This window comes from Bradyrhizobium sp. SYSU BS000235 (assembly GCF_049747295.1).
Lineage (GTDB): Bacteria > Pseudomonadota > Alphaproteobacteria > Rhizobiales > Xanthobacteraceae > Afipia.
In genome coordinates, this window is sequence record NZ_JBMHJM010000001.1 from 3213460 (window position 1) to 3235634 (window position 22175).

General features: G+C 61.2%; 20 protein-coding genes. 6 read left to right on the forward strand and 14 right to left on the reverse strand.

The window, feature by feature from the left end; translation table 11 throughout:
• Window positions 1-62: 62 nt before the first annotated feature.
• The 6 genes from ACP0KA_RS14975 to ACP0KA_RS15000 form a co-directional block, all read right to left on the reverse strand.
• Entirely contained in the window at window positions 63-1202 is a 1140-nt protein-coding gene (locus ACP0KA_RS14975) for a M48 family metallopeptidase (RefSeq protein ID WP_424629542.1), read from the reverse strand.
• A gap of 35 nt (window positions 1203-1237) precedes the next feature.
• A complete protein-coding gene (locus tag ACP0KA_RS14980) occupies window positions 1238-1798 on the reverse strand; it encodes a LemA family protein (RefSeq protein WP_424629543.1) in 561 nt (186 codons plus the stop codon).
• A gap of 350 nt (window positions 1799-2148) precedes the next feature.
• The gene (locus tag ACP0KA_RS14985; protein WP_424629544.1) at window positions 2149-3117 is read right to left on the reverse strand and encodes a small ribosomal subunit Rsm22 family protein; all 969 of its coding nucleotides are present in this window, start codon (window positions 3115-3117) and stop codon (window positions 2149-2151) included.
• A 33-nt stretch (window positions 3118-3150) separates the two neighbouring features.
• Window positions 3151-6615, reverse strand: coding sequence for a chromosome segregation protein SMC (gene smc / locus ACP0KA_RS14990; RefSeq protein ID WP_424629545.1), 3465 nt, complete (start codon window positions 6613-6615; stop codon window positions 3151-3153).
• A 396-nt stretch (window positions 6616-7011) separates the two neighbouring features.
• Window positions 7012-7668, reverse strand: a complete 657-nt coding sequence (locus ACP0KA_RS14995; protein ID WP_424629546.1) for a DsbA family protein — start codon at window positions 7666-7668, stop codon at window positions 7012-7014.
• A gap of 282 nt (window positions 7669-7950) precedes the next feature.
• Window positions 7951-8430 (reverse strand): DUF721 domain-containing protein, encoded by a 480-nt coding sequence (locus tag ACP0KA_RS15000; protein ID WP_424629547.1) that lies wholly within the window; start codon window positions 8428-8430, stop codon window positions 7951-7953.
• A gap of 108 nt (window positions 8431-8538) precedes the next feature.
• Here ACP0KA_RS15000 and mutY point away from each other — a divergent pair, with 108 nt between their 5' ends.
• Complete coding sequence (gene mutY, locus ACP0KA_RS15005) at window positions 8539-9639, forward strand: A/G-specific adenine glycosylase (protein WP_424631613.1); 1101 nt, start codon at window positions 8539-8541, stop codon at window positions 9637-9639.
• A 183-nt stretch (window positions 9640-9822) separates the two neighbouring features.
• Here the strand turns inward: mutY and ACP0KA_RS15010 are convergent, their stop codons facing one another.
• From ACP0KA_RS15010 to ACP0KA_RS15020, 3 genes are all read right to left on the reverse strand, one after another.
• Entirely contained in the window at window positions 9823-11106 is a 1284-nt protein-coding gene (locus tag ACP0KA_RS15010; RefSeq protein WP_424629548.1) for a flavin-dependent oxidoreductase, read from the reverse strand.
• A 119-nt stretch (window positions 11107-11225) separates the two neighbouring features.
• The gene (locus ACP0KA_RS15015; RefSeq protein ID WP_424629549.1) at window positions 11226-11912 is read right to left on the reverse strand and encodes a glutathione S-transferase family protein; all 687 of its coding nucleotides are present in this window, start codon (window positions 11910-11912) and stop codon (window positions 11226-11228) included.
• A 162-nt stretch (window positions 11913-12074) separates the two neighbouring features.
• The gene (locus ACP0KA_RS15020; RefSeq protein WP_424629550.1) at window positions 12075-13211 is read right to left on the reverse strand and encodes a site-specific DNA-methyltransferase; all 1137 of its coding nucleotides are present in this window, start codon (window positions 13209-13211) and stop codon (window positions 12075-12077) included.
• Between the two features lie 210 nt (window positions 13212-13421).
• Between ACP0KA_RS15020 and ypfJ the strand changes: the two genes are divergently transcribed.
• Together ypfJ and moaB are read left to right on the forward strand one after the other, a co-directional pair.
• Window positions 13422-14366 carry a KPN_02809 family neutral zinc metallopeptidase gene (ypfJ, locus tag ACP0KA_RS15025; RefSeq protein WP_424629551.1) on the forward strand — a complete coding sequence of 315 codons (945 nt, stop codon included), beginning with the start codon at window positions 13422-13424 and terminating at the stop codon, window positions 14364-14366.
• Window positions 14367-14378: 12 nt separating this feature from the next.
• Window positions 14379-14921: a molybdenum cofactor biosynthesis protein B gene (moaB, locus tag ACP0KA_RS15030; protein WP_424629552.1), complete on the forward strand. Its 543-nt coding sequence runs from the start codon at window positions 14379-14381 to the stop codon at window positions 14919-14921.
• A gap of 7 nt (window positions 14922-14928) precedes the next feature.
• On the opposite strand, the gene ACP0KA_RS15035 is transcribed toward moaB, so the two are convergent.
• From ACP0KA_RS15035 to ACP0KA_RS15050, 4 genes are all read right to left on the reverse strand, one after another.
• The gene (locus ACP0KA_RS15035; protein WP_424629553.1) at window positions 14929-15864 is read right to left on the reverse strand and encodes a bifunctional helix-turn-helix transcriptional regulator/GNAT family N-acetyltransferase; all 936 of its coding nucleotides are present in this window, start codon (window positions 15862-15864) and stop codon (window positions 14929-14931) included.
• Window positions 15865-15920: 56 nt separating this feature from the next.
• Complete coding sequence (locus ACP0KA_RS15040) at window positions 15921-16502, reverse strand: glycosyl transferase (RefSeq protein ID WP_424631614.1); 582 nt, start codon at window positions 16500-16502, stop codon at window positions 15921-15923.
• Between the two features lie 192 nt (window positions 16503-16694).
• Window positions 16695-17036, reverse strand: a complete 342-nt coding sequence (locus ACP0KA_RS15045) for a DUF3551 domain-containing protein (protein ID WP_424629554.1) — start codon at window positions 17034-17036, stop codon at window positions 16695-16697.
• Between the two features lie 149 nt (window positions 17037-17185).
• Window positions 17186-17524, reverse strand: a complete 339-nt coding sequence (locus tag ACP0KA_RS15050) for a DUF3551 domain-containing protein (protein WP_424629555.1) — start codon at window positions 17522-17524, stop codon at window positions 17186-17188.
• Between the two features lie 141 nt (window positions 17525-17665).
• Here ACP0KA_RS15050 and ACP0KA_RS15055 point away from each other — a divergent pair, with 141 nt between their 5' ends.
• The 3 genes from ACP0KA_RS15055 to ACP0KA_RS15065 all read left to right on the forward strand — a co-directional run bounded on the left by ACP0KA_RS15055 (window position 17666) and on the right by ACP0KA_RS15065 (window position 21326).
• Complete coding sequence (locus ACP0KA_RS15055) at window positions 17666-18823, forward strand: PA0069 family radical SAM protein (protein ID WP_424629556.1); 1158 nt, start codon at window positions 17666-17668, stop codon at window positions 18821-18823.
• Window positions 18824-18976: 153 nt separating this feature from the next.
• Entirely contained in the window at window positions 18977-19720 is a 744-nt protein-coding gene (locus ACP0KA_RS15060) for a ribonuclease HII (RefSeq protein WP_424629557.1), read from the forward strand.
• Window positions 19721-19802: 82 nt separating this feature from the next.
• Window positions 19803-21326: a glycosyltransferase family 39 protein gene (locus tag ACP0KA_RS15065; RefSeq protein WP_424629558.1), complete on the forward strand. Its 1524-nt coding sequence runs from the start codon at window positions 19803-19805 to the stop codon at window positions 21324-21326.
• 4 nt (window positions 21327-21330) lie between these two features.
• Here ACP0KA_RS15065 and ACP0KA_RS15070 read toward each other — a convergent pair whose 3' ends face one another.
• The gene (locus tag ACP0KA_RS15070) at window positions 21331-22152 is read right to left on the reverse strand and encodes a uracil-DNA glycosylase (protein WP_424629559.1); all 822 of its coding nucleotides are present in this window, start codon (window positions 22150-22152) and stop codon (window positions 21331-21333) included.
• Between the last annotated feature and the right edge of the window lie 23 nt (window positions 22153-22175).

Here is a 22175-nt window from a genome sequence, read left to right on the forward strand (position 1 = left end):
CAAATCCCACCGCTTTCCCCTGAGGGGCCCGGCAGCGGGGGAACACGGCGGGTTTTATTGCGTCAATGCGGTCCCCACGGGCCTGCAGGCGGGATTGAGGCGCTCGTCGTCGGGCCGGAACCCCAAGGTCCGGCAGGCGGGGACGTAGCCTGGTCCGGTTGGGAAGCAGTAGGCTCGGTGTCGGCTTCAATATCGGGAGCCGAAAGGGACAGTGGGCCCGGATCGTGGCCGCCGGCGTATTGCACCAGCGCCTTCACCCGCGCCTCGATGGAAGGATGGGTGGCAAACAGGTCAGCAAAGCCCTCACGCGGGTTGTCGACGCACATCTCCATCACGGCAGATGTCCCGCCCGGCAGCTCGCCGCGGCCTTCGATCTTGCGCAGCGCCGAAATCATGGCGTCCGGATCCTTGGTGAGTTCGACCGAACCCGCGTCCGCCAGAAATTCGCGCGAGCGGGAGAGGGCAAACCGAACCACAAGCGACAATCCCCAGGCAAGACCGATCAGGACGACCGCAAGCAGGATCACGGCGAAGGCGCCGCCGCCCTTGCGGTCGTTGTCGGACGAGGACGACGAGCGCCCGCCGCCGAAGCGCCAGCCGGAGTTGAAGAACATGCGGAAGAACAATTCCGCGAAAAAGCCGATGACACCGGCGATGATGACGGCGACGACCATGAGCTGCACGTCGCCGTTGCGGATGTGCGTGAGTTCGTGGCCCAGCACCGCCTCGATCTCATGATCGTTCAGAGCGCTCAATAGGCCGGTCGTCACCGTGATGGAATACTGCCGCCGGTTCAGGCCGCTCGCGAAAGCATTGAGCGCCGGAGTGTCGATCACCTTGAGCTTCGGCATTGGGATGCCGCGCGAGATGCACAGATTCTCAAGGGTGTTGTAGAGGCGGGGTTGATCCTGCCGCGTGACATCGCGGCCGCCGGTGACGGCGTCGATGATCTGCTGGTTGAAGAAATAGGCGATGACGATCCAGAGCCCGGCGCCGGCAGTTGCAAAGGGAAGGGCCTTGAGGAGGTCGCGGCCGGCCAGGATGATGTAGTCGTCAAACGGCCGGTTGCTGTTGACCACGACTTCCGCGATCAGGCCGCCGGCAAACACCATCACATAGACCAGCAGGAACAACCCGCCGAGCAACAGCATCGAACGAAACTTGTTCGATGCAATGTGCGTGTAGAGACCATACGCGGCCATGGTGAGCTGCCCGTGCGCGATCAGTTAACCGGCGGTCAGAACTTGACCGAGGGCGCCTGTTCGAGTTGCCCGCGCTGCTCGCCGAGGTCGAAGAAATCCTTGCGCGTGAAGCCGAGCGCGCCTGCAAACAAGGCGGCAGGGAGCTGCCGGATTCCGGTGTTGTATTCCTGGACGGCGTTGTTGAAGAAGCGGCGGCTGGCGGCGATCTTGTTTTCGATGTCGGAAAGTTCGGTCTGCAACTGCTGAAAATTGGTGTTGGCCTTGAGGTCGGGATAGGCCTCCGATAACGCGATCAGACGGCCGAGCGCGCCGCTGAGCTGGTTTTCCGCGGCGGACACCTGAGCGGGTCCTTGGGCTGACATGGCCGAATTGCGCGCCTTGATGACGTCATCCAGCGTGCCGCGTTCGTGCGAGGCATAACCCTTCACCGTTTCAACCAGGTTCGGGATCAGGTCATGGCGCTGCTTGAGTTGTACGTCGATATCAGCAAAGGCCTGCGAGACCCGCTGCGACAGGGCGACAAGGCGGTTGTAGGCGGCAAACACAAACAGTGCGAGGGCGACGACGATACCAAGTAAAATCCAGCCGGACGACATTGGGGAAAGCTCCTTGAAGGACAACTGACGGTCGCACCGTAGACGATTATTGCGACGGGCGGCAGGCTGTCTGTTCCCGATATGTCGGCTTCGAGGGCAAAAAGGTTCACGAACGGATAGCGTTTCGGGAACAGACAAAAACGCGTCAAAACAAGAATCTAAAGAAAATCCCGCCCCTTTTCCGGAGGGGGATTTGGAAGGCGAGTGCCGATCCAGAAATCAAGGCTTTCCGATTAAGGCTTGGCGATGTGCCATGCGCCGTTGAGGAAGCGGTCGCCGACGGTGTCACCCGGCTTGGTGTCCTGACGAAGGTGTAGAGCGGCTTGCCTTTGTGGGCCCACGTCTTGCTGTTAACGCGAGACGGCGTCGCCCCAGCGCCATCGCTTGGCTCGTTTGTAGGATTCTTTGTTCCGGTGCGGAATATTTGCGATGTCCACCCCTTCAGCCGTGCAGAGCTTTGCGGTCACCGCGATCTTCGTCACCTGCGGCTCCGCCAAGACGCGTGATGGACGTTGATGCAGAGGCGATCGTGACAGGACGACGTAGCTGAAGCGTTCGTCCTCGTAGGGAAGGTCTGCACCCTTGAGATGCTTGTGTGTGCGTGAGCGTGAGAGACGTTGGGAAAAGTGACACCAGTCCGGCGCAACCAGCGGACATGCAGCGTCATGCGGACACGGTGCGATGACATGCGCGCCTTGTGCGATCAATCGCGCGCGGACATCGATGATGCGCGCATATCCCGCCGGCGTGCCGGGCTCGACGATCAGAAGGGTGTCGCGTGCTTTGGACCACATGACGTCCGCAAGCGCTGCGCGTTCAGTGTCGCTGAGCTCGTTGATCACGTAGCTTGCAACGACAAAATCGGCCGGTTGCTGTTCATCGACCAGCTTGCGAGCGTCTCCCTTGTCGTAATGCATCGCGGACAGACGTGGATTTGATCGTGTCAGCTCGATTGCGAGGTCGCGCAGTGCCGCGTTGGCGTCCACCAAGGTGAATTGGCGAAGTGATGTGAAGGCTTCTGCAGCAGCCCACGTCGCCGTGCCCGGGCCCGCACCGATGTCGAGCAGGCTTTCGGGGGCGAATTCAGGCCGCACGTCTGCAAGTGCTGTCAGAGACGCGGCAACCGCTGCGTAAGTCGCAGGCATCCGCGCCAGCGCGTAGGCCAGTGCATCGGTCTCGCTTTTGATTGTGCTTGAGCCGCCGCCGCCGCGATAGGTCTGCGAGATGGCCGCCGATCGCTGCGCCGCGTCGTTGCGCGACAGGCCCTCGGCCTTTTGGTCGAGAGCGACTTTCAGCGTTGGCGGGAGATCAGGTGACATGAGAACCCTCAGGCCGGTCCTGGCCTGAATGGATTATGCCACGTTTTGATCGAGAACCTTCATCGCGCCGTCGAGGTCGACGGAGACCAGCTGCGACACGCCACGCTCGGCCATGGTGACGCCGAACAGCCGGTTCATGCGGGCCATGGTGATCGGGTTGTGGGTGATGATGATGAAGCGGGTATCGGTCGAGCCGGTCATCTCATGCAGCAGGTTGCAGAACCGCTCGACGTTGTGGTCGTCGAGCGGCGCGTCGACTTCGTCCAGCACGCAGATCGGTGAAGGATTGGTGAGGAACACCGCGAAGATCAACGCCAGCGCCGTCAGGGCCTGTTCACCGCCGGACAGCAGCGACAGCGACTGCGGCTTCTTGCCGGGCGGCTTGGCAATGATTTCAAGACCAGCCTCCAGCGGATCGTCGCTCTCGATCAGATGCAGTTCGGCCTGTCCGCCACCGAACAGTTCGGTGAACAGGCGCTTGAAATGGCCATTGACCACTTCGAACGACGTCAGCAGGCGTTCACGCGCTTCTTTGTTGAGGCTCTGGATGCCCTGGCGAAGCCGCTTGATGGCTTCGACGAGATCGTCGCGCTCGGTGGTCAGCGTCACATGCTGAGCCTCGACCTCGCGCAATTCTTCTTCGGCACGCAGGTTGACGGCGCCAAGACGCTCGCGGTCGCGGCGGAGCTTTTCCAGATCGGCTTCGATGTCTGCGACCGGCGGCAGCTCTGCGCCGGGCTCGATCTCGGCCATGGCGGCGACGCCATGCGGCTCAACTTCCAGCATGTCGCGAATTTCGCGCTCAATGTCTTCCAGCCGGCGTTGCGTGCCTTCCATGCGTTCTTCCGAACGCGCACAGGCCGCACGCGCCGAGGAGAGTGCCTCGAGCGATGCGCGGGCTTCGCGGTCGGTCTCCGCCATCATCGCTTCAGCGCTGGCGAGAGCTTCCGCGGCCACGCGCCGTTCGTCCTGAGCGGCTTCAATCTCGTTGATGATCGAGCGGCGCTTCTCGGCAAAGAATGCAGGCGCTTCCGCCAATTCTTCGCGCTCGTTCTTCAGTTCGACGATGCGGGCTTCAATGGTCGACGCCTGCGAGGCCGCATTCTCTTTGCGCTTTTGCCATTCGTTGCGCTCGGCGAGGATGGCCTGTACGCGACGGTCCGCGAGCTCAGCCTCACGCGCAAGGGCCTGGGCTTCAGCGCGAACCTGAGCGGCCATGCGGCGATGGCCTTCCATATCGGCGCGCGCGGCGCCGAGGCGTTCTTCGGTTTCGGCGCTCGCAGGCAGTTCATCCAGGGCGCTGACTGCGGTTTCGTGCGCGCCGTCCACTTCGGCGCGATCCGCTGCAAGGCGCGCGTGGGCTTCGTCGAGCGCGGAGCGGCGGGTGGCGTGACGGCTGATCTCACGCTCGGCCGCCGCGTGACGTTCCTTCGCGGCGTTGGCTTCGCGCTGCGCGGCCCGTGCGGCTTCACGCGATGCGCTTTCCGCGGCCGCTGCCGCCTTGAGTTCGGTTTCCGCGGTTTCCAGCGCCTGACGCTTGGCAACGACGTCTGCCCGGGCCTGGCCGAGTTCGGCTTCGATATCGACGAGACGTGCACGCTCCGCGAGACGCCGCGCGGCACCGGTCGGGGCGTGGGCTGCGGCGACGAAACCGTCCCAGCGCCACAGATCGCCCTCGGGCGACACCAGCCGCTGGCCGGTCTTCAACTTCGAGGCCAGCTGCGGACCACGTTCGCGGCTGACGACGCCGATTTGGGCGAGACGCCGTGCCAGTTCAGGCGGCGCGGTCACGTGGGAGGCAAGCGCTTCGACTCCATCCGGCAGCGAAGGATCGCCATGGACGACGCCGAGGTTCGACCAGCGCATGGGTGCGCTTTCGTCGACCGGCGCGTCGAGATCGTCGCCGAGGGCTGCGCCGAGGGCCTTTTCAAAGCCCTTCGAGACGCTGACACCATCAATGATCGGCGGCCACAGATTCTTGGTTTCGCCCATGACGAGCTTGGAGATCGTCTTGGCTTCAGTCTCGAGGCGCTGCACGCGCTTGTCCGCTTCAGCGAGCGGCGCACGCGAGGCCTCCAAGCGGGCTCGCGCATCCACGTGAGCGGTTTCGCTCGCCTGCGTGGTGGCCTCAGATTCCGCGAGATTTTGTTCGGCGGCTTCAACAGCAGCCACCAGCGCATCGATATCGCCAAGCCCGCCGGTTTCCGCAGCGAGCTTTTCGATCTCGCCTTCGACGTTGGCGATTTCCTGACCGAGCCGCGCCAGACGATCGCGGTGGGTGCGGACGTTGGCTTCGAGCTGGTTGCGCTTGGCGGTGGCGTCAGCCAGCGCAGTGGTCAATTCCGAGAAGGTGCGCTCGGCTGCGGCCAGAACGGCTTCCGCCTCGGAAACGCGCTCATCGGCGCCACTTCGCTTCTCGACGCGCGACTTGATCTCTTCCTTGAGCTCAACGTCTTCTGTTTCGAGACGGGCGAGCGCAACATCGGCGTCGGATAGTTGGCGCTGTTCGCGTTCGATATCGCCGGCGAACTGTGTCAAGCGGCGGTCCAGCTCGCTGCCGCGTTCCTTGGCGCGCGCTTCTTCGCGATCGAGCATTTCGCGGGCATTGGTCAGCCGCTGCAGACCCGCAGCCGCGCCCGCTTCCGCCTCGCGAAGGCTCGGCAGTTCAGATGCACGGATCGCCTGAATGCGTGCCGACTCGGCTTGTTCGCGTACGCGCTCCGCCTGTTCGCGGACATTCAGTTCATGTGTGCGGCCGGCTTCAGCCACGTCAGCGTGTGCCTGCATCCAACGCAGGTGAAACAACATCGCCTCGGCCTTGCGGACCTTGGCTGCGACCTCGCGATAGCGGATCGCCTGCCGCGCCTGCTTCTTCAGGCCTTCGACCTGACCGGCGAGCTGGCCGATCACGTCTTCGACGCGCAAGAGATTGGTTTCCGCGGCCTTGAGGCGCAGTTCGGCTTCATGCCGCCGTGCGTGAAGTCCGGCGACACCTGCTGCGTCTTCCAGCACGCGGCGGCGCTGTTCCGGCTTGGCCTGGATGATTTCGCCGATCTTGCCTTGGTGGACGAGCGCAGGAGAACGCGCACCGGTGGCGGCGTCCGCGAACATGATCTGCACGTCGCGAGCACGAACGTCCTTGCCGTTGATGCGATAGACCGAACCTGCTTCGCGCTCGATACGGCGCGAAATATCCAGCATGTCGAATTCGTTCATGGCCGCAGGTAGCGTATGGTCGGCATTGTCGACCGTCATCGTCACTTCGGCATGGTTGCGTGCAGCGCGGTTGCCCGATCCCGAAAAGATCACGGAATCCATATCGGTTGCGCGCAGTGATTTGTGCGAGGTTTCGCCCATGACCCAGCGCAGCGCCTCGACGAGGTTCGATTTGCCGCAGCCGTTCGGACCGACGACACCGGTGAGGCCGGGTTCGATCAGAAAGTCGGTTGGTTCAACGAAAGATTTGAAGCCATGGAGGCGAAGACGCGTCAGTTTCATGCTGTCGATGCTCGTTGGGCAGGGCGAAATTCACCCGCCGGGACAAGGCTGTAGCACGCCCATCCATCATATCTGAGTCGCGGTATGCGTCTCGAACTGTCCGCACAATGGCGAGGCTGGCCACGGAGGGCAACCTGGGCCAGGGGCTTTTCCCAAGGGATTTCGGCGAAAATAGTTTGCTTTAAAAGGATTTTCCCGCCCACGGTGCGGTTCCGTGGCCTAGTGTGGCGGCTCAGAAGTCCGCATCATTCGTGCAGCGAGCGCGAAACGCGGACTTCTGAGCCAAAGCCACACTAGCATTTTGATTTTGCTAGTGTCCTTTCGTCTCCGAATAACCGTGCGAAGACGCCGCAAATCGACCGGTTATTCGGAGACGGGACACTAGCTAGTTCCGGATCAGCTCTTGAGTAAAGGCTTGATCAGCTTTTCGAAACCTTCCAGCGAGGTCTCGCCCTTGACCAGGGTTCCATTGACGAAGAAGCTCGGTGTCGAATTGACCTTGAGCTTGCTGTAGGCGTGCTCGCGCACATCCAGGATGCCCTTCTGGATCTTTGGGTCGCCCTGAACACAATCCTTGATCATCTGTTCGCTGAACCCGGCCTGCTTGCCGACGCGGTTGATGGTGCCGAGTGCGTCAGATGCGAGATCGTTCTGTTGCTTGAACAGGATCTCGACCACCGTGAAATACTTCTGGGCATCATCCTTGGCGACGCAGCGCGCGAGGGCCGAGGCTGCCAGCGCAACCTGGTCCAGCGGGAATTCGCGGAAAATGAAGCGTACTTTGCCGGTATCGATGTATTCCGATTTCAGCTTGGGGAATACCTCATTGGTGAAAGCGGCGCAGTGCGGGCAGGTCATCGACGCGTATTCGATGATCGTGACGGGAGCGTCTTTCGAGCCCAGGGCCATGTCGCCCAGCGGGCTCGGCTGGTTGAGGTCCTCGGCGGATTGCGCGTTCGCCATGCTGACGAGCTGCCATGGCGACAGGCCGATCGCGGCGGCAAGGCCGGTGAAGGCAAGGGCGGCGTTAAAGGTGCGGCGCGTGATGTTCAACGGTCTGCTCCAGAAAAATATGGTGCACGGCGCTAGTGCGGTGGATCTGACGTTCGTATCGGTGTAACCGCGGATCCATTACACGAACGTCAGATCCAAAACCGCACTAGATTCCTATTTTTGCTAGTGTCCCTTAGGTTCTGACATTCGTAAACGAGCTAACCGCGAATCAATACGAATGTCAGAACCGGGACACTAGCTCACGCCTGATGCGGATGTTCGCTAGCTTGAAACGGCAAATGTGGCAATGGCGGGCCGCAATTTCAGGTGTTGGCTCACGCGTCAATTTCGCTTGATCGAGGCGCCGAGACGGGCCAGCGCCGCCCTCAGGTTGTCATCTTCGACCTCAGAAAGCGTAGATGCCACCTTGGCGACCGTAGCCCCGTCCGGTCCCTTTGCGGTCTTGCGCGGGCTCCTTCGGGTCAATGGCGCCTGCCGGAGCGCGATCCGGCCAATCGCGTTCCAGCCGAAAAACCGGTTTACGCGTTCAATAATCACGTCCGATGTGTGCTGGATTTCGAGTGCCATTGGCCCGTTGACCCGCAGCACCAATGTGGCGGGCTCCGGCGGCTGGTCCCCGACAGGACGGATCCATTGAATTTTCATCGGTTCGGAATTCGCACCGACGTGGGCGCCGACGATGTCCGACCAGCGCGTCACCAGTTCGCGCGACGCGAAGCCTTGCTTGGCGAACGCGTCTTTCAGGGCCGGGCCGAGAAGCACCGACAACGGTTTGGCGAAAAGGGGGCCGGGCTTGTTCATTGGCTATGGTCGTGCCTACAAGGATGCATGAGTGTAGCAGGCATGGCCGGACGGCGAAACAAACGAGTGTCCCGGTTCTGACATTCGTATGATGGACCAGCAGTGAATATTGATACGAACGTCAGAGCCACCGCACTAACGCTGGAAAAATCGCCGAACGGAAGCGGACGCGGGGCGTTGCTGCTTGCGTGGTACGATCGCCACCGCCGCCAGCTTCCCTGGCGCGCGCTGCCCGGCCAAACGCAAGATCCCTATCGGGTCTGGCTTTCGGAAATCATGCTGCAGCAAACCACGGTGAAAGCCGTGGGTCCGTACTTTCAAAAATTCACAGCACGCTGGCCGACCGTCGCCGCGCTTGGTGCCGCGTCGTTGGATGACGTGCTGCGGATGTGGGCTGGGCTTGGTTATTACTCACGGGCTCGCAATCTGCACGCCTGTGCCGCAACCGTGTTGCGGGATCATGGCGGTGTTTTCCCCGACACCGAAGAGGGCTTGCGGGCTCTCCCGGGCATCGGCCCTTACACCGCAGCCGCCATCGCGGCCATTGCGTTTGACCGGCACACCATGCCGGTGGACGGCAATATCGAGCGCGTGGTGTCGCGGCTGTTTGCGGTGGAAGAGCCGCTGCCGAAATCGAAACCGCAAATCCAGACGCTGGCCACGACATTGCTCTGGGAGTCACGCGCAGGTGACAGCGCGCAGGCTTTAATGGATTTGGGCGCGACGATCTGCACACCGAAGAAGCCGGCGTGTGCGCTATGCCCGCTCAATGACGATTGCGCCGCGCGCGAACGTGGCGATCAGGAGACGTTCCCGCGCAAGGCGCCGAAGAAAAGCGGCAACCTGCGGCGCGGAGCTGCATTCGTTGTCACGCGGGGCGACGAGATTCTTGTCCGCACGCGTCCTGAGAAAGGTTTGCTCGGCGGCATGACGGAAGTTCCGAACTCGGAATGGCTCGCCGGTCACGAGGATGAGGCCGCACTTGAACAGGCCCCCTTATTGAAAGGAGCCTCGCGCTGGCATCGCAAGGTAGGTGTGGTGACTCACGTGTTCACCCACTTTCCGCTGGAACTCGTCGTTTACACCGCCAGTGTACCGGCGCGAGCCCGCACACCCGAAGGCATGCGCTGGGTGCCGATCGCGACTCTGAAAGACGAGGCGTTGCCGAACGTCATGCGCAAAGTGATTGCGCATGGGCTCGGTGAATAGAGTTTGGTGGCTGACTATCCCGCGCTCGATAGCACTAGTGTGGCGGCTCTGACGTTCCTTTCAGTTTTGCCGCGCACTCTTCGAAGGAACGTCAGAGCCAAAAGCCACACTAGAGTTTTGGATTTGCTAGTGTTCCTTTGGTTCTGACATTCGTAAAGTGCCTGCTGCGAGGTGATACGAATGTCAGAACCGGAACACTAGCGCTTCCGGCGTCGGCACAATCGGTGGCTTTGCATTGAGTGCATCGACCTGAAAACCCGCCACGCGTTTGTAGGTGTTGGCGATGTCTTCCAGCTCCTGCTGCGACAGCACATCTGTCACCACATTGAAGCCGTCCGGCGCCCGCTCCTCGACCAGTTGCATCACCTGTTCCGGACCGTTGCGGCGGTTCAGCTTCACGAGTTCGGTGGTGGCTGGCCGGCGCTCGGCTTCATAAGCGTCAAGTGCCGCGGGCGTCTCGCCGTGATTGAGGATTTCGCGGGTGAGCACGCGGGCGTCGAGGATAGCTTGCGAGGCGCCATTGGAGCCGATCGGATACATCGGATGGGCAGCATCGCCCAGCAGGGTGACATTGCCAAACGTCCAGCGGTCGAGCGGGTCGCGATCGACCAGCGGATACTCATAGGCGTGCGCGCAGTTGCGGATCAGCGCCGGCACATCGAGCCAGTCGAACGTCCAGCCCTCGAACCACGGCAGAAACTCGTCGAGCTTGGCCGTGCGGTTGTAATCCTCGCGCCGCCATTGATAGGTCGGCGGCAGCAGACGCTCCGCAATCCAGTTGATCTTGAATTTTCCGTTCGGCAGCGGGGCGTTCGAAATCGGATAGCAGACGAATTTCAGGACCTCGTGCCCCGCCATGATCATCGTGCGGCCGGAGAGGAATGCGTCGCTCTCGGTGATGCCGCGCCACAGGATGCGGCCGTTCCAGATCGGCGCCCCTTCCGCCGGATAGAGCTTCTGCCGAACTGCGGAGTGGATGCCGTCCGCTGCTATCAGCAGCGAGCCCTGATACGTTCCGGCACTTTGTCCCGTCGCCTTGTCCAGAAATTCCGCACGTACGCCGTCCGGCGTGTCGGTGAATTCCGAAAGGTGATGACTGGTGAGAACGTTTTCCGCACCGAGACGCTCGATGACGGTGTCCAGCAAGATCTGCTGCAATACGCCGCGGTGAATCGAAATCTGCGGCCATTTGTATCCGGCGTCCAGCCCGCGCGACTCGGTCCAGATCGGCTTGCCGTGTTTCGAGAAGAACGACAGTTCCTTTGTCCGGACACCGGCGGCCTCCAGCTTGTCGAGCAGGCCAAGCTCGGTCAGTTCGCGAACGGCATGGGGCAGCACATTGATCCCGACGCCGAGGGGTTTCAATTCGCTCACGCTCTCAAAAATGCGGCACGGAATACCGATCTGGTGAAGACTGAGTGCGAGCGTCAGTCCGCCAATGCCGCCGCCTGCGATGAGAATTGTCATGTCCGGCCTCTATTTTCGAGGCGTGATGACACGGGAGCACGCCGACCGGCAATCGAAAACTTGCCGCAGCCCGGCGAGACATTCGCGCCGGGCCGCAATTTCATGAGTAGACGTGGATATCAGGCCGCGCGTGTTCCGAGATGCTTGAACATGTTGCCCCGCGCTTCGTCGTCCATTTCGGTCTTCCACTTGAAGCCGTCCTTCAGCGCGATGGCTTTCGCCGCCGCCGGACGCGCGGAAATTTCGTCGTGGAGGCGCTTGACGTGCGGGAATTTGGCGAAGCCTTCATCGCCAAGGATGAAATTCGTCATCCGCACCCAGCCCCAGACATCCATGTCGACGATGGTGTAGGTATCGCCAACCATATATTTGCGGTTCGAAAGCCGATCGTTCAGGACCGAGAGATGACGCTCGGCTTCGTACTGATAGCGATTGTGGGCGTAGTCGATCTTCTCCGGCGCAAAATGCTTGAAGTGAACCGCCTGGCCGAAGAACGGCCCGATGCCGGTCGCCACGAACATCAGCCAAGAGAGAAGTTCGGCGCGGTTAGCCGGCGTGTTCTCGGGGAGAAATTTTCCGGTCTTCTCGGCGAGATAGAGCAGGATGGCATTGCTGTCGAACACCTTCACGCCGCCGTCATCGATCGCAGGCACCTTGCCGTTTGGATTGAGTGCGAGATAGTCGGGCGCGAACTGCGCGCCGGTGCGGGTGTCCACGGCGACCGGTTCGTAGGCAATGCCGGCTTCCTCAAGGAAAAGGGCAACCTTGGTCGGATTGGGCGACCCGTTGAAATAGAATTTGAGCATCTAAAACTCTCCTTGAGTGTTTTTTAAGTCGGCGTGACGGGGCTGTTCATGCGTCGAATCTCAAGGTCATGCAACTGACGACTTTGTGCGGCCGGAAACGACAATGCCCGGCGCAGGTCCGGGCATGACGATCAATTTCAGTGAGGCGAGGGGCCGGCGAGGCTATCCAGCAGCCGCCATTTCGTTGCGGATCTCGGCGCGCAGTTCATCGATCAGCTTGAGGCCCTTTTTGGTCTCAACGTGCCAGAACGTCCAGCCATTGCAGGCTTCCGCTCCCTGCGCCAGCGCGCCCATGCGGTGGATCGAGCCCACCTTGTCACCCAGCATGATCGCGCCGTCTGCGCGCACCAGCGCGCCGTGTTTCTTCTTGGAATCGACCAGCTTGGTGCCGGGCATGATCATGCCGCGCTCAACCAGCTCGGAGAAAGCCACCCGCGGTGCACCGCGTGCGGTCATGAAGGGAGCAAGCGTGGCATCCGGCAGCGGCTCGATGGCTGCGATGCGGGCCTCGGCGGCTTTTGCGTAGTCACGGTCACGTTCGAAGCCGATATAGCTGCGGCCGAGCCGCTTGGCGACGGCACCGGTGGTCCCCGTGCCATTGAACGGATCGATCACCAGATCGCCGGGCTTCGATGAGGACAGCAGCACGCGCGCCAGCAGGCCCTCGGGCTTCTGGGTCGGATGAACTTTCTTGCCGTCCTTGCCCTTCAGGCGCTCGTCGCCTGTGCAGAGCGGAATCAGCCAGTCGGAGCGGGCCTGAACGTCTTCGTTGGCGGCCTTCAGCGCTTCGTAGTTGAAAGTGTAGCCCTTGGCGTTCTCGTCCCGCGCGGCCCAGATCATCGTTTCATGGGCATTGGTGAAACGGCGGCCGCGGAAATTCGGCATCGGATTGGTCTTGCGCCAGACGATATCGTTGAGAACCCAGAAGCCGAGGTCCTGCATGATGGCGCCGACGCGGAAAATGTTGTGATAGGAGCCGATCACCCACAGCGTTGCCGACGGCTTCATGATGCGGCGGCAGGCAAGCAGCCATGCGCGCGTGAAATCGTCATAGGCGGCGAAGGATGAAAACTTGTCCCAGTCGTTGTTGACCGCATCCACGTGGGATTCGTCGGGGCGTTTGAGCTCGCCCTTGAGCTGCAGATTGTAAGGCGGATCGGCAAAGACGAGATCGACCGAAGCTGCGGACAGCTTCGACATCTCGGCGACGCAATCGCCGACAATAATGCGTGACGATGGGGACGATTCAAATTGAGTGCGGGGCGCCCTTACAGACGCCCCGCGACGCGACACAACCATGACTCAAACTCTGACTCAGGCGACGCAGCCGGCGACGCGGGACTAACAAATCCGACTGTCATCACCATGATCGCACTAGGTAAAAATCGCCTTAATGGTAGGCACGTTCATGCTAGGCAATATTTGCCGGGCGCGGTATGAATCATAAGGTGGATCCGGTGTTGCATTCGCGCGTTATGATGAGCGCCCGCCGATCGAGGAGAGACTCCGATGCGTTACGATGACTTCCGCCGCAGCGACAACATCGATGATCGCCGCGATGATAGTGGCGGCGGATTCGGAGGAGGTGGTGGCGGCGGCTTCGGACTTCCGATGGGCGGCGGCGGTCTTGGCATCGGCACTGTCATTGTGCTTGGGCTGATCGGCTGGGCAGTGGGTATCGATCCACGCGTGCTGATCGGTGGTGCAGAAATTCTCACGGGCGGTCAGCAGGCGCCGACGTATCAGACCGATCGCAGATCAGCGCCGGCAAAGACCGGTGCGCCGACGGACGAAATGGGCAGCATGATTGCCGGTGTGCTCGGTGAGCTCGACGATCGCTGGAGCGAGATCTTCCAGGCGAGTGGTCAGACCTATCGCGGCCCACGCATCGTTCTCTTCCGCAATGCGACCAACGGCGGCCGCTGCGGCATGGCGCAATCGGCGATGGGCCCGTTCTATTGTCCGCCCGACAAACAAATCTTCCTCGACACCGGATTCTTCCGCGAAGTCGAAACACGCTTCCGCGGCTGCTCGGGCAGCGCGTGTAAGTTTACTGCCGCGTATATCATCGCGCATGAGGCGGGCCACCACATTCAGAACCTGCTCGGCATTCTGGACAAGGCGCGTCAGATGCAGGAGCGGGCGGGCAGCAAGGCGGAAGCCAATGCGATTCAGGTGCGCGTCGAGTTGCAGGCTGACTGCTTGTCCGGCGTATGGGTGAACCGTGAATCGAAGAAGCGGCCCGGATTCCTGGAAGAAGGCGATATCGACGCTGCGCTGACGACGGCAGCCGCGATCGGTGACGACACCTTGCAGCGCAAAGCCACTGGCCGCGTGGTGCCGGACTCGTTTACCCATGGTTCGGCGGCACAGCGTAAGCGCTGGTTCATGACCGGCTATCAGCAGGGCAGTGTCGCCGCGTGCAACACATTCGCGTCCGGCGTGCAGCTTTAGCCTCAGATGTCAGTGAACAGCGAACCGAAGCCATTTGTGCCGGTCAACATCGCGGTGTTGACCATCTCAGACACCCGCTCATTGAATGACGACAAGTCGGGCGCCACGCTGGCAGACCGCATCGTGGCGGCCGGTCATCATCTCGCGGCCCGTGACATCGTTACCGATGACGTGGACGGGATCCGTGCAAAGTTGAAAGCCTGGATCGCGGACGATGGTGTCGATGTCATCATCACCACGGGAGGCACCGGCTTTACCGGGCGAGATGTGACGCCCGAGGCGGCCGAAGCGCTGTTCGAGAAGCGCATGGACGGCTTCTCGATCGCCTTTCATATGATGAGTCATGCCAAGATTGGAATGTCGACGATCCAGAGCCGAGCGACAGCCGGGGTTGCGGGCGCGACGTTTATCTTCTGCCTGCCGGGATCGCCGGGAGCCTGCAAGGACGGCTGGGACGGTATTCTCGCCCATCAGCTCGATTACCGCACGCGGCCGTGTAATTTTGTCGAGATCATGCCGCGACTGGATGAGCACCTGAAGCGCGGCAAGGGCTGACTACCGCCTAGAGTGAAAGCTCCCAAGTCTCGCCCATCAGATCCTGTCCGAAGCTGTGATGTGGCTCGCTCGCCACGTGCACGAAGCCTGCATTTGCGTAGATGCCGCGGGCAGCCAGCAGTATGCTCTGGGTCCACAGCATGATCTTGCGGTATCCGCAGGCGCGCGCGAACGCCACAGATTCCTCCACGAGGCGTTTTCCCAGTCCGCGGCCTCGGCCAAGCGGATCGACCAACAGCAAACGCAGTTTTGCGACCTCGGCAGATTCCTTGACCAGAAAGAGCGAACCCACGCGGTGTCCATCGATTTCCGCGATCCAGCAACGTTCCTGTGCAGGATCGAACGTCTTGAGAAATTGCGCGGTAATGTCGGCAGCCAGCGCTTCGAACGACATGTCCCAGCCGTACTCCTGCGCGTACAGCAGCCCATGTTGCTGGATCACCCATCCCATATCTCCGGCTTGATGGGGCCGCAGAACGATCTTGGAGCCACCAGCTTCGCCATCGAGCAATTGCTCGATCGTTGTCATCGCATCGATCAAACTTTGTTTGCCGGTGATCGAGAGTGTTTGAAGCATTGCTCCGACATCGTCATGGGAACTTCGATTGAGCCGCCCAAATGCCTGCCGCCCCTTGGCTGTCAGTTTCAGCCGGAATTGACGTCGATCTTCAGGAATGGGCTTTCGCGTCACCAGCCCTTTGTCCATGAAAGACTGAATGATGCGGCTGAGATAGCCACGGTCGAGGCCAAGGTCGGCGCCGATCTCCCCGGCGGTCGGCTGATCGCGGTGAGCGAGTTCGAACAACACCCGCGCTTCAGTCAATGAGTAGGGACTTTCCAGAAGCTGCTGGTCCAGAACACCGATCTTGCGGGTGTAAAAGCGATTGAACCGCCGCACGGCATCGATGCCGCTGATTTGGTCTGCTTCATAAGTCCTGGTCATCGAGAGCCCCGCGCGATGATCCGATCTTTGCGAGGATTGTTGACGGAGTCAACAAATCAATGTGGCCGCCCCGCCACGAAAATCCTGGTCCGCAGTGTGGCTCTGCCCGCGCGGCCAAGCTTTGCGAGCAACTTGGCCTCGGCGCGGCGTGCGGCAGGGGCGTAGCCGCCGAGTCGTTCGTAGTGATCGCGGGAAATCAACAGTCCCTGGTCGGAGGACGGGCCCGAGATAAAACGTGCAAGCGACTTGACGCCGTTGCGGATGCCGGCGTGATCGTACGGTGAACGCGCGTAGCGAAACACGCCTGCGCGTTGATGGCCACTCAATGAAACGGCTTGCATGAATTGCGCAGCCTCATCGATCCAGCCGGTGTCCAGCACTGAGCCGGCGTGAAGAAACATCAACCAGGGTGAACGGGTCTGCTTCGCGCCGGCAGCGAGCGCTGCTGCTCTCGATCCATCGAATTTCAGAAACTGGCAGCCTGCAACATCAGCAACGCGCTCGATGGCGCTGGAGCCGGGGCGATCCACCAGCACGACGTCACGGATCACGCCCGCAGCCGCCCCCGGAACGAGGGCTGCAAGGGTCGCAACGACAGGTGGTTCGGCGCCTTCGGTGGGAATGATAACGCTGATCATGACCAGATGTTTGCAAATGCCTGTCACTCAGAAGCTCTGAACGGCATCGTTATCATCTTGTCACACTGGGAGCAGCCCCTTGCTATGCAGCTTTTTGCGGCATTCATTAACGCTGCGGGGCCTACCGCCGTCACGACAAACTCCGGCGCGCAGGCGCCGGAGTTTGGTGGTCTCTATCAAAGTCGACACAGATTAATCGATGCTGCCGCCGATATAGACGTCGACTCCCGGCCGCGTGTAGTAGCGCGGTCCCGGCGCATAATAGGTCTGCCCATAAGCTGGCCCGGGTGCGTAGGCATATGAATCCTCAACGGGGCCATAGCCCGCGAAATTCGGGTTTGCCTCACACATTCCGCCTGCGCCGCGGGTCGAGCGGACGCAACTGGCGTAAGTCATATAACCGCAACTCCGGGCGCTTTGGCCGTCAGGGTAGGTCGCGCAGAATGCGCCCGCGCTGGCCGGTGTTGAACTGATGGCTATGGCTGCCGGCGCTGTCACCAGGACAGCTGCGATTGCTAGCAATGATTTGCGCATGAGAAACTCTCCTTTCCATTCCGTCTTGGAAAGGCAACGCAGCACTCGCGCGAAAGCTCCCACGAATCTGCAGGCGGAACGGGGACAACAGGTCGCACTCGCTCCGGCGCGGGTGCGCCGGAGCGCTTTCTTGCCCCATCCTTCACGTATCAATCGATGTCGTCATCCACGTAGGCGCCGAATCCCGGCTGTGCATAATTGCGCCGCGATGGCCGATAATACGTTCGTCCATACGCCGGGCCGGGAGGATAAGCATACGGACTGTCGTAGCCGCCGTAACCGCGGTAAAACCGGTTCACGACGCACAGCCCTCCGACACCACTCGCCGTGCGGAGGCAACTGGCATAACTGTACGTGCAGGCCCGGTAGCCTCCACCGTCGCTTTGGATATTACAGAATGGCTCGGCGTTAGCCGGTATCGAACTAATCGCCGCGACCATCGGTCCCGCAACGATGACGGAGGCGACCGATAAAAATAATTTGTTCATGAGAAATCTCCTTCCACCGGTCAGCGGAGGCAACGCCGATTGGGCGGGAAAGCTCCAAAAACTTTTGCATGATGATCATTTGATATCTCATGAGTTCTTATTGGTTCTTGTTTTGTTCTCATTTGGTGCTATGTTGAGGGCATGAATCGAGCATCCGCCCTCAAGCATGTGCCGGCCTCAACGCCCTCCGAAGCGGCTGGCGTGCCTTCGCCGTTTCCGGACATCGAAGTCGCCATCGACAAACAGAGGCGGCGGGGACGCGGTGCGCAGTCCAACACGAGTGGACGTTACGAGGCAGAGGCGCGCGTCACATTTGACGATGGTTGGCAGAGCTTAGAGGAGCTTCCGCCGTTCAAGACAACGGTGGCGACCGACACCGCGCGGAAGGTGATCACCCGAAATGATTCGCCGGATATCGGCTTCGATCGTTCCATCAATCCCTACCGGGGATGTGAGCACGGCTGCGTTTACTGTTTCGCGCGGCCGACCCATGCTTACATGGGCCTGTCGCCCGGCCTTGATTTTGAAAGCAAGCTGTTCGTCAAACCTGACGCACCTGATCTGCTGGAGAAGGAGCTGTCGGCGACAGGCTATGAGCCACGCATGATTGCGATCGGCACCAACACCGACCCGTATCAGCCAATCGAGCGCGAGCGCAAAATCATGCGCGGGATTCTCGAGGTGCTGGAGCGGACGGCGCATCCGGTCGGCATCGTCACCAAATCCGCTCTGGTGGTCCGGGACATCGATATCCTTGCCAGGATGGCGCAACGAAATCTGGTCAAGGTCGCGCTGTCGGTGACGACGCTCGACCCAAAACTCGCACGCACGATGGAGCCGCGCGCGTCCACGCCGCCGAAGCGTCTGGAAGCCCTTCGCATGCTGGCTGATGCCGGCATTCCGACAACGGTGATGGTCGCGCCGGTGATACCTGCGCTGAATGATTCCGAGATCGAGCGCATTCTCGATGCAGCCGCTCATGCCGGAGTGAAGGAAGCGAGTTACGTGTTGCTGCGTTTGCCGCTCGAAGTGCGTGACCTGTTCCGCGAATGGCTGATGGCGAATTATCCCGATCGCTACCGGCACGTTTTCACGTTGATCCGGGATATGCGTGATGGTCGCGATTACGACTCGCAGTGGGGAACGCGTATGAAGGGCACCGGGCCGATGGCCTGGATGATCGGGCGGCGTTTCGAGATCGCGTGCGAAAAGCTGGGTCTGAACAAGCGGCGCTCGAAATTGACCACCGCTCATTTTGTGCGACCGAAGCGCGGCAGCGAACAGCTGGACCTGTTTTGATCTAAATGATCGGCTGGCTGGCTCGGGACGATTGGCCGCGCCGGGTGTATTGCATAATGGCGGAACAGTGGACGTCCGAAGCTCTGCTGAATAACGGGCATGGATGGAAGTTCCAGCTTGCGGCGCAGGCCCGATGTCCGCAAGCATCCGCGGATGATTCGAGCAAAGCCATCAGTTCCACGTTCCAAGGCGAAAGAGCGCGCGATCATCGTCGCTCCGACCTTCAGGCGCGAACGCGCCTTGATGAAGCGCGACGTGTGGCCTGTGGCGGGATGCGACGAGGCTGGCCGGGGCCCGCTCGCCGGGCCGGTGGTGGCGGCGGCGGTGATTCTCGACCCGAAGCGCGTCCCTAAAGGACTCGACGATTCGAAGCGTCTCACCCGCGAACGCCGCGAGGAGTTGTTCGAGGAGATCTGTGCCAAGGCGCTGGTGTCGGTGGCGGTCGCCCCGCCGTCCCGGATCGACCGCGACAATATCTTGCGCGCTTCACTGTGGGCGCTGGCACAGGCTGTGCGCGCGCTCCCGGAGTTGCCGAAGCATGTCTTTGTCGACGGCCGAGACAAGATAGACGTCCCGTGCGATTGCGAAGCGGTGATTGGCGGCGACGGGCTTGTCGCCTCAATCGCGGCGGCGTCCATTATCGCTAAAGTTTCGCGCGACCGCTTGATGTGCCGGCTGGCACAAGAGCACCCGGACTACGGCTTCGATTCTCATATGGGTTACGGCGTCCCCGCGCACCTGGCGGCGCTCGACCGCCTGGGACCGACCGTCCATCATCGCCGGTTTTTCGCGCCGGTGGTTGCTGCCCGCGAAAAGCATGAAGGCAAGTCAATCTCGGTCGATGCGTCGGTCAGGATTGCCATCAGCGAAACAACTGAAGAAGTCGCTGGCGGTTGACCAGCTTGGTTGCCTGATCGCGCGCTGGGCTTTATCAGTGACGTATCCTATCGCCCTATCGTAAGGCCGGTTCAGGCGTTTCATGCGTTTCACATCCCTGATCGTTGAACTGGTCCGTGCGCGCCCGCGGTTGATTTTCTGGATCGCGGTGCTGGCGCAGGCGGCGCTGTGGTTCATCGTACCGACCATTCTGTATGGAAGCCCGCCCGGTGACACGGCAACGGTTCTGGCCTTTGGCCGTGAATACCAGGTCGGCACCCAGCTCGGCCCGCCGGCGGCGTTCTGGCTGGCCGACATCGCTTTTCGTCTCTCCGGTAATCATATCTTCGGCGTCTACCTGCTGTCGCAGGTTTGCTTCGTCGTCACCTTCTGGGCGCTGTTTCAGCTGGGCCGGGCCATCGTCGGCGGACAGCAGGCAGTCCTGGCGGTGCTGCTCACTGCAACGATCACGGCGTTTTCGTTTCCCGGCATCGAGTTTGGCCCGCTGACCCTGGCAAGGCCGCTGTGGGCGCTCGTGCTGCTTCATTCATGGCAGGTCATTGGACAGGGTAAGCGCAGCGCGTGGTTCGCGCTGTCCATTGAGGCCGGCCTGCTGTTGCTGACCACGATGGCGGCGATTCCATTGCTGGTCATGCTGGCGATCTTTGCCTTGGCGACGAAAAAAGGCCGCCATGCACTGGCGTCGACGGATCCCGTGTTCGCCTTGATGGTCGTTATGGTGACCGTGTTGCCCTATGCGGTGTGGCTGGAGCGCGGGGCTGCCCTCATCATTCCGCCGTTGCCGCAGCTCTCGGATCTTGAGGAGCGCCTCATCCACTGGGGGCAAATGCTGGCCGGATTGGTGTTCGCGTTGTTCGGCGTCGCGCTGCTGCTGATCTTCAATTCGCGTAAGTTGAACGGCAAACCGGAAGACGCACCCGTCATTTATCGTCCCGGCGTCGCGCCATCGGGGCGACTGTTCGTCTATGTCTTCACCATCGCACCTGTCCTCGTGCTCAGCTTCGCCGCTGCATCCCTGGGAACGGACAAGGTCATCGGTGGTGACGGCCTTGCGCTCCTGCTGGTGGGACTGGCTGTCATCGTGACGGCGAGCGATCTGATTTATCTGCGGCGTCAGCATGTGCTGCGTTCGGTCTGGCTCGCGATCATGGCTGCCCCGGTGGTCGTTGTTCTTGCGGTGGCGTTCATTCAGCCTTGGACCGGCACCGGCGAAATCAAGACGGCTTTGCCGGCGACCGATATCGGTAAGTTCTTCGGTGAGAATTTCGAGCGGCGGACCGGACGTCCGCTGGCCGCTGTTGCCGGTGATCCGCAACTTGCGATGCTGATCGGCTTCGCCGCGCCAGGCCGGCCGCATGTGTTGCTCGATGCAACGCCGCAGCAGACGCCGTGGATCACATTTGCATCGTTTAATCAGACCGGCGGCGTTGTGGTCTGGCGCGCCGCGGATACGGTCGGAACACCGCCGGGTGACCTGGTGAAGCGCTTTCCCGGATTGGTGCCTGAAGTGCCGCGGACGTTTGAACGCTTGGTGACCGGACGTCAGCCGCAGTTGCGGATCGGCTGGGCTATCGTTCGCCCACAGGCGGCGCAAGTAACGCGCTGATGGTTCAGTCGGGTTTTGCTGCCCCGAGTGCTCTTTTTATCGCGCGTAAATCCTGCCAGGTGAGCCGTTTGTAGATCGGCTGACGCAGCAGGTAGGCCGGATGGAACGTCGCCATCGCGCGGATCTTCCGTGTCCCGGTGGTGTACTCAATCCACTTGCCGCGCGTTTTCATGATGCCGTCCTTCACGTCAAGGACTGCCTGCGATGACGGCTTGCCGAGGCACACCAGAATGTCGGGATCGACGAGTTCAATCTGCCGTCGAATGAAGGGCAGGCAGATCTGGGTTTCCTGCGGCGATGGATCGCGGTTTCCCGGCGGTCGCCACGGAATGATATTGGCGATGTAGGCGCTGGTCCGATCCAGGCCGATGGAGGCCATCATCAGATCGAGCAGCTTGCCGGAGCGCCCGACGAACGGCAGCCCTTCGAGATCTTCATCACGTCCGGGCGCTTCGCCGACGAACATGATTCGTGCTTGCGGATTTCCATCGGCGAACACCAGCCGTGTTGCGGTCGCTTTCAGCGCGCAGCCGTCGAAGCCCTCAAGGAGAGTGCGAAGGTCCTGAAGCGAGGCGGCTGTCGGCGCGATTTCGCGTGCGGACGCGATGGCTGCATCAGGGGGAGGCGCGGGCTCCGCAAGAATCCTCTGTGGTGGTGGTGCCACGTTCGCAGTGCGAAATTGAACCGGCTTTGCCGCCGGTTGTTCCGCGGCTGCAAGGTCTTCAGCGAGCCAATTCACGGGCTCATCGGACAGCGCGCAATCGACCCCTGCTTCGAGATAGAAGGCAAGGAGTTCGCGGGCTATGGGAGCGCGTTCGGGTGTCATGACCATTTCAATGTAGGATGGAT

Bases quoted from the DNA above. Each gene is read 5' to 3' on its own strand.
- ACP0KA_RS15035 (WP_424629553.1), bottom strand. From the start codon at position 15,864: ATGACCAGGACTTATGAAGCAGACCAAATCAGCGGCATCGATGCCGTG.
- ACP0KA_RS15060 (WP_424629557.1), top strand. From the start codon at position 18,977: ATGATTCGAGCAAAGCCATCAGTTCCACGTTCCAAGGCGAAAGAGCGC.
- ACP0KA_RS15055 (WP_424629556.1), top strand. From the start codon at position 17,666: ATGAATCGAGCATCCGCCCTCAAGCATGTGCCGGCCTCAACGCCCTCC.
- ACP0KA_RS15040 (WP_424631614.1), bottom strand. From the start codon at position 16,502: ATGATCAGCGTTATCATTCCCACCGAAGGCGCCGAACCACCTGTCGTT.
- smc (WP_424629545.1), bottom strand. From the start codon at position 6,615: ATGAAACTGACGCGTCTTCGCCTCCATGGCTTCAAATCTTTCGTTGAA.
- ACP0KA_RS15070 (WP_424629559.1), bottom strand. From the start codon at position 22,152: ATGACACCCGAACGCGCTCCCATAGCCCGCGAACTCCTTGCCTTCTAT.
- ACP0KA_RS15045 (WP_424629554.1), bottom strand. From the start codon at position 17,036: ATGCGCAAATCATTGCTAGCAATCGCAGCTGTCCTGGTGACAGCGCCG.
- ACP0KA_RS15015 (WP_424629549.1), bottom strand. From the start codon at position 11,912: ATGCTCAAATTCTATTTCAACGGGTCGCCCAATCCGACCAAGGTTGCC.
- ACP0KA_RS14980 (WP_424629543.1), bottom strand. From the start codon at position 1,798: ATGTCGTCCGGCTGGATTTTACTTGGTATCGTCGTCGCCCTCGCACTG.
- ACP0KA_RS15020 (WP_424629550.1), bottom strand. From the start codon at position 13,211: ATGGTTGTGTCGCGTCGCGGGGCGTCTGTAAGGGCGCCCCGCACTCAA.
- ACP0KA_RS15010 (WP_424629548.1), bottom strand. From the start codon at position 11,106: ATGACAATTCTCATCGCAGGCGGCGGCATTGGCGGACTGACGCTCGCA.
- ypfJ (WP_424629551.1), top strand. From the start codon at position 13,422: ATGCGTTACGATGACTTCCGCCGCAGCGACAACATCGATGATCGCCGC.
- ACP0KA_RS15000 (WP_424629547.1), bottom strand. From the start codon at position 8,430: ATGAACAAGCCCGGCCCCCTTTTCGCCAAACCGTTGTCGGTGCTTCTC.
- ACP0KA_RS15050 (WP_424629555.1), bottom strand. From the start codon at position 17,524: ATGAACAAATTATTTTTATCGGTCGCCTCCGTCATCGTTGCGGGACCG.
- ACP0KA_RS15065 (WP_424629558.1), top strand. From the start codon at position 19,803: ATGCGTTTCACATCCCTGATCGTTGAACTGGTCCGTGCGCGCCCGCGG.
- ACP0KA_RS14985 (WP_424629544.1), bottom strand. From the start codon at position 3,117: ATGTCACCTGATCTCCCGCCAACGCTGAAAGTCGCTCTCGACCAAAAG.
- ACP0KA_RS14975 (WP_424629542.1), bottom strand. From the start codon at position 1,202: ATGGCCGCGTATGGTCTCTACACGCACATTGCATCGAACAAGTTTCGT.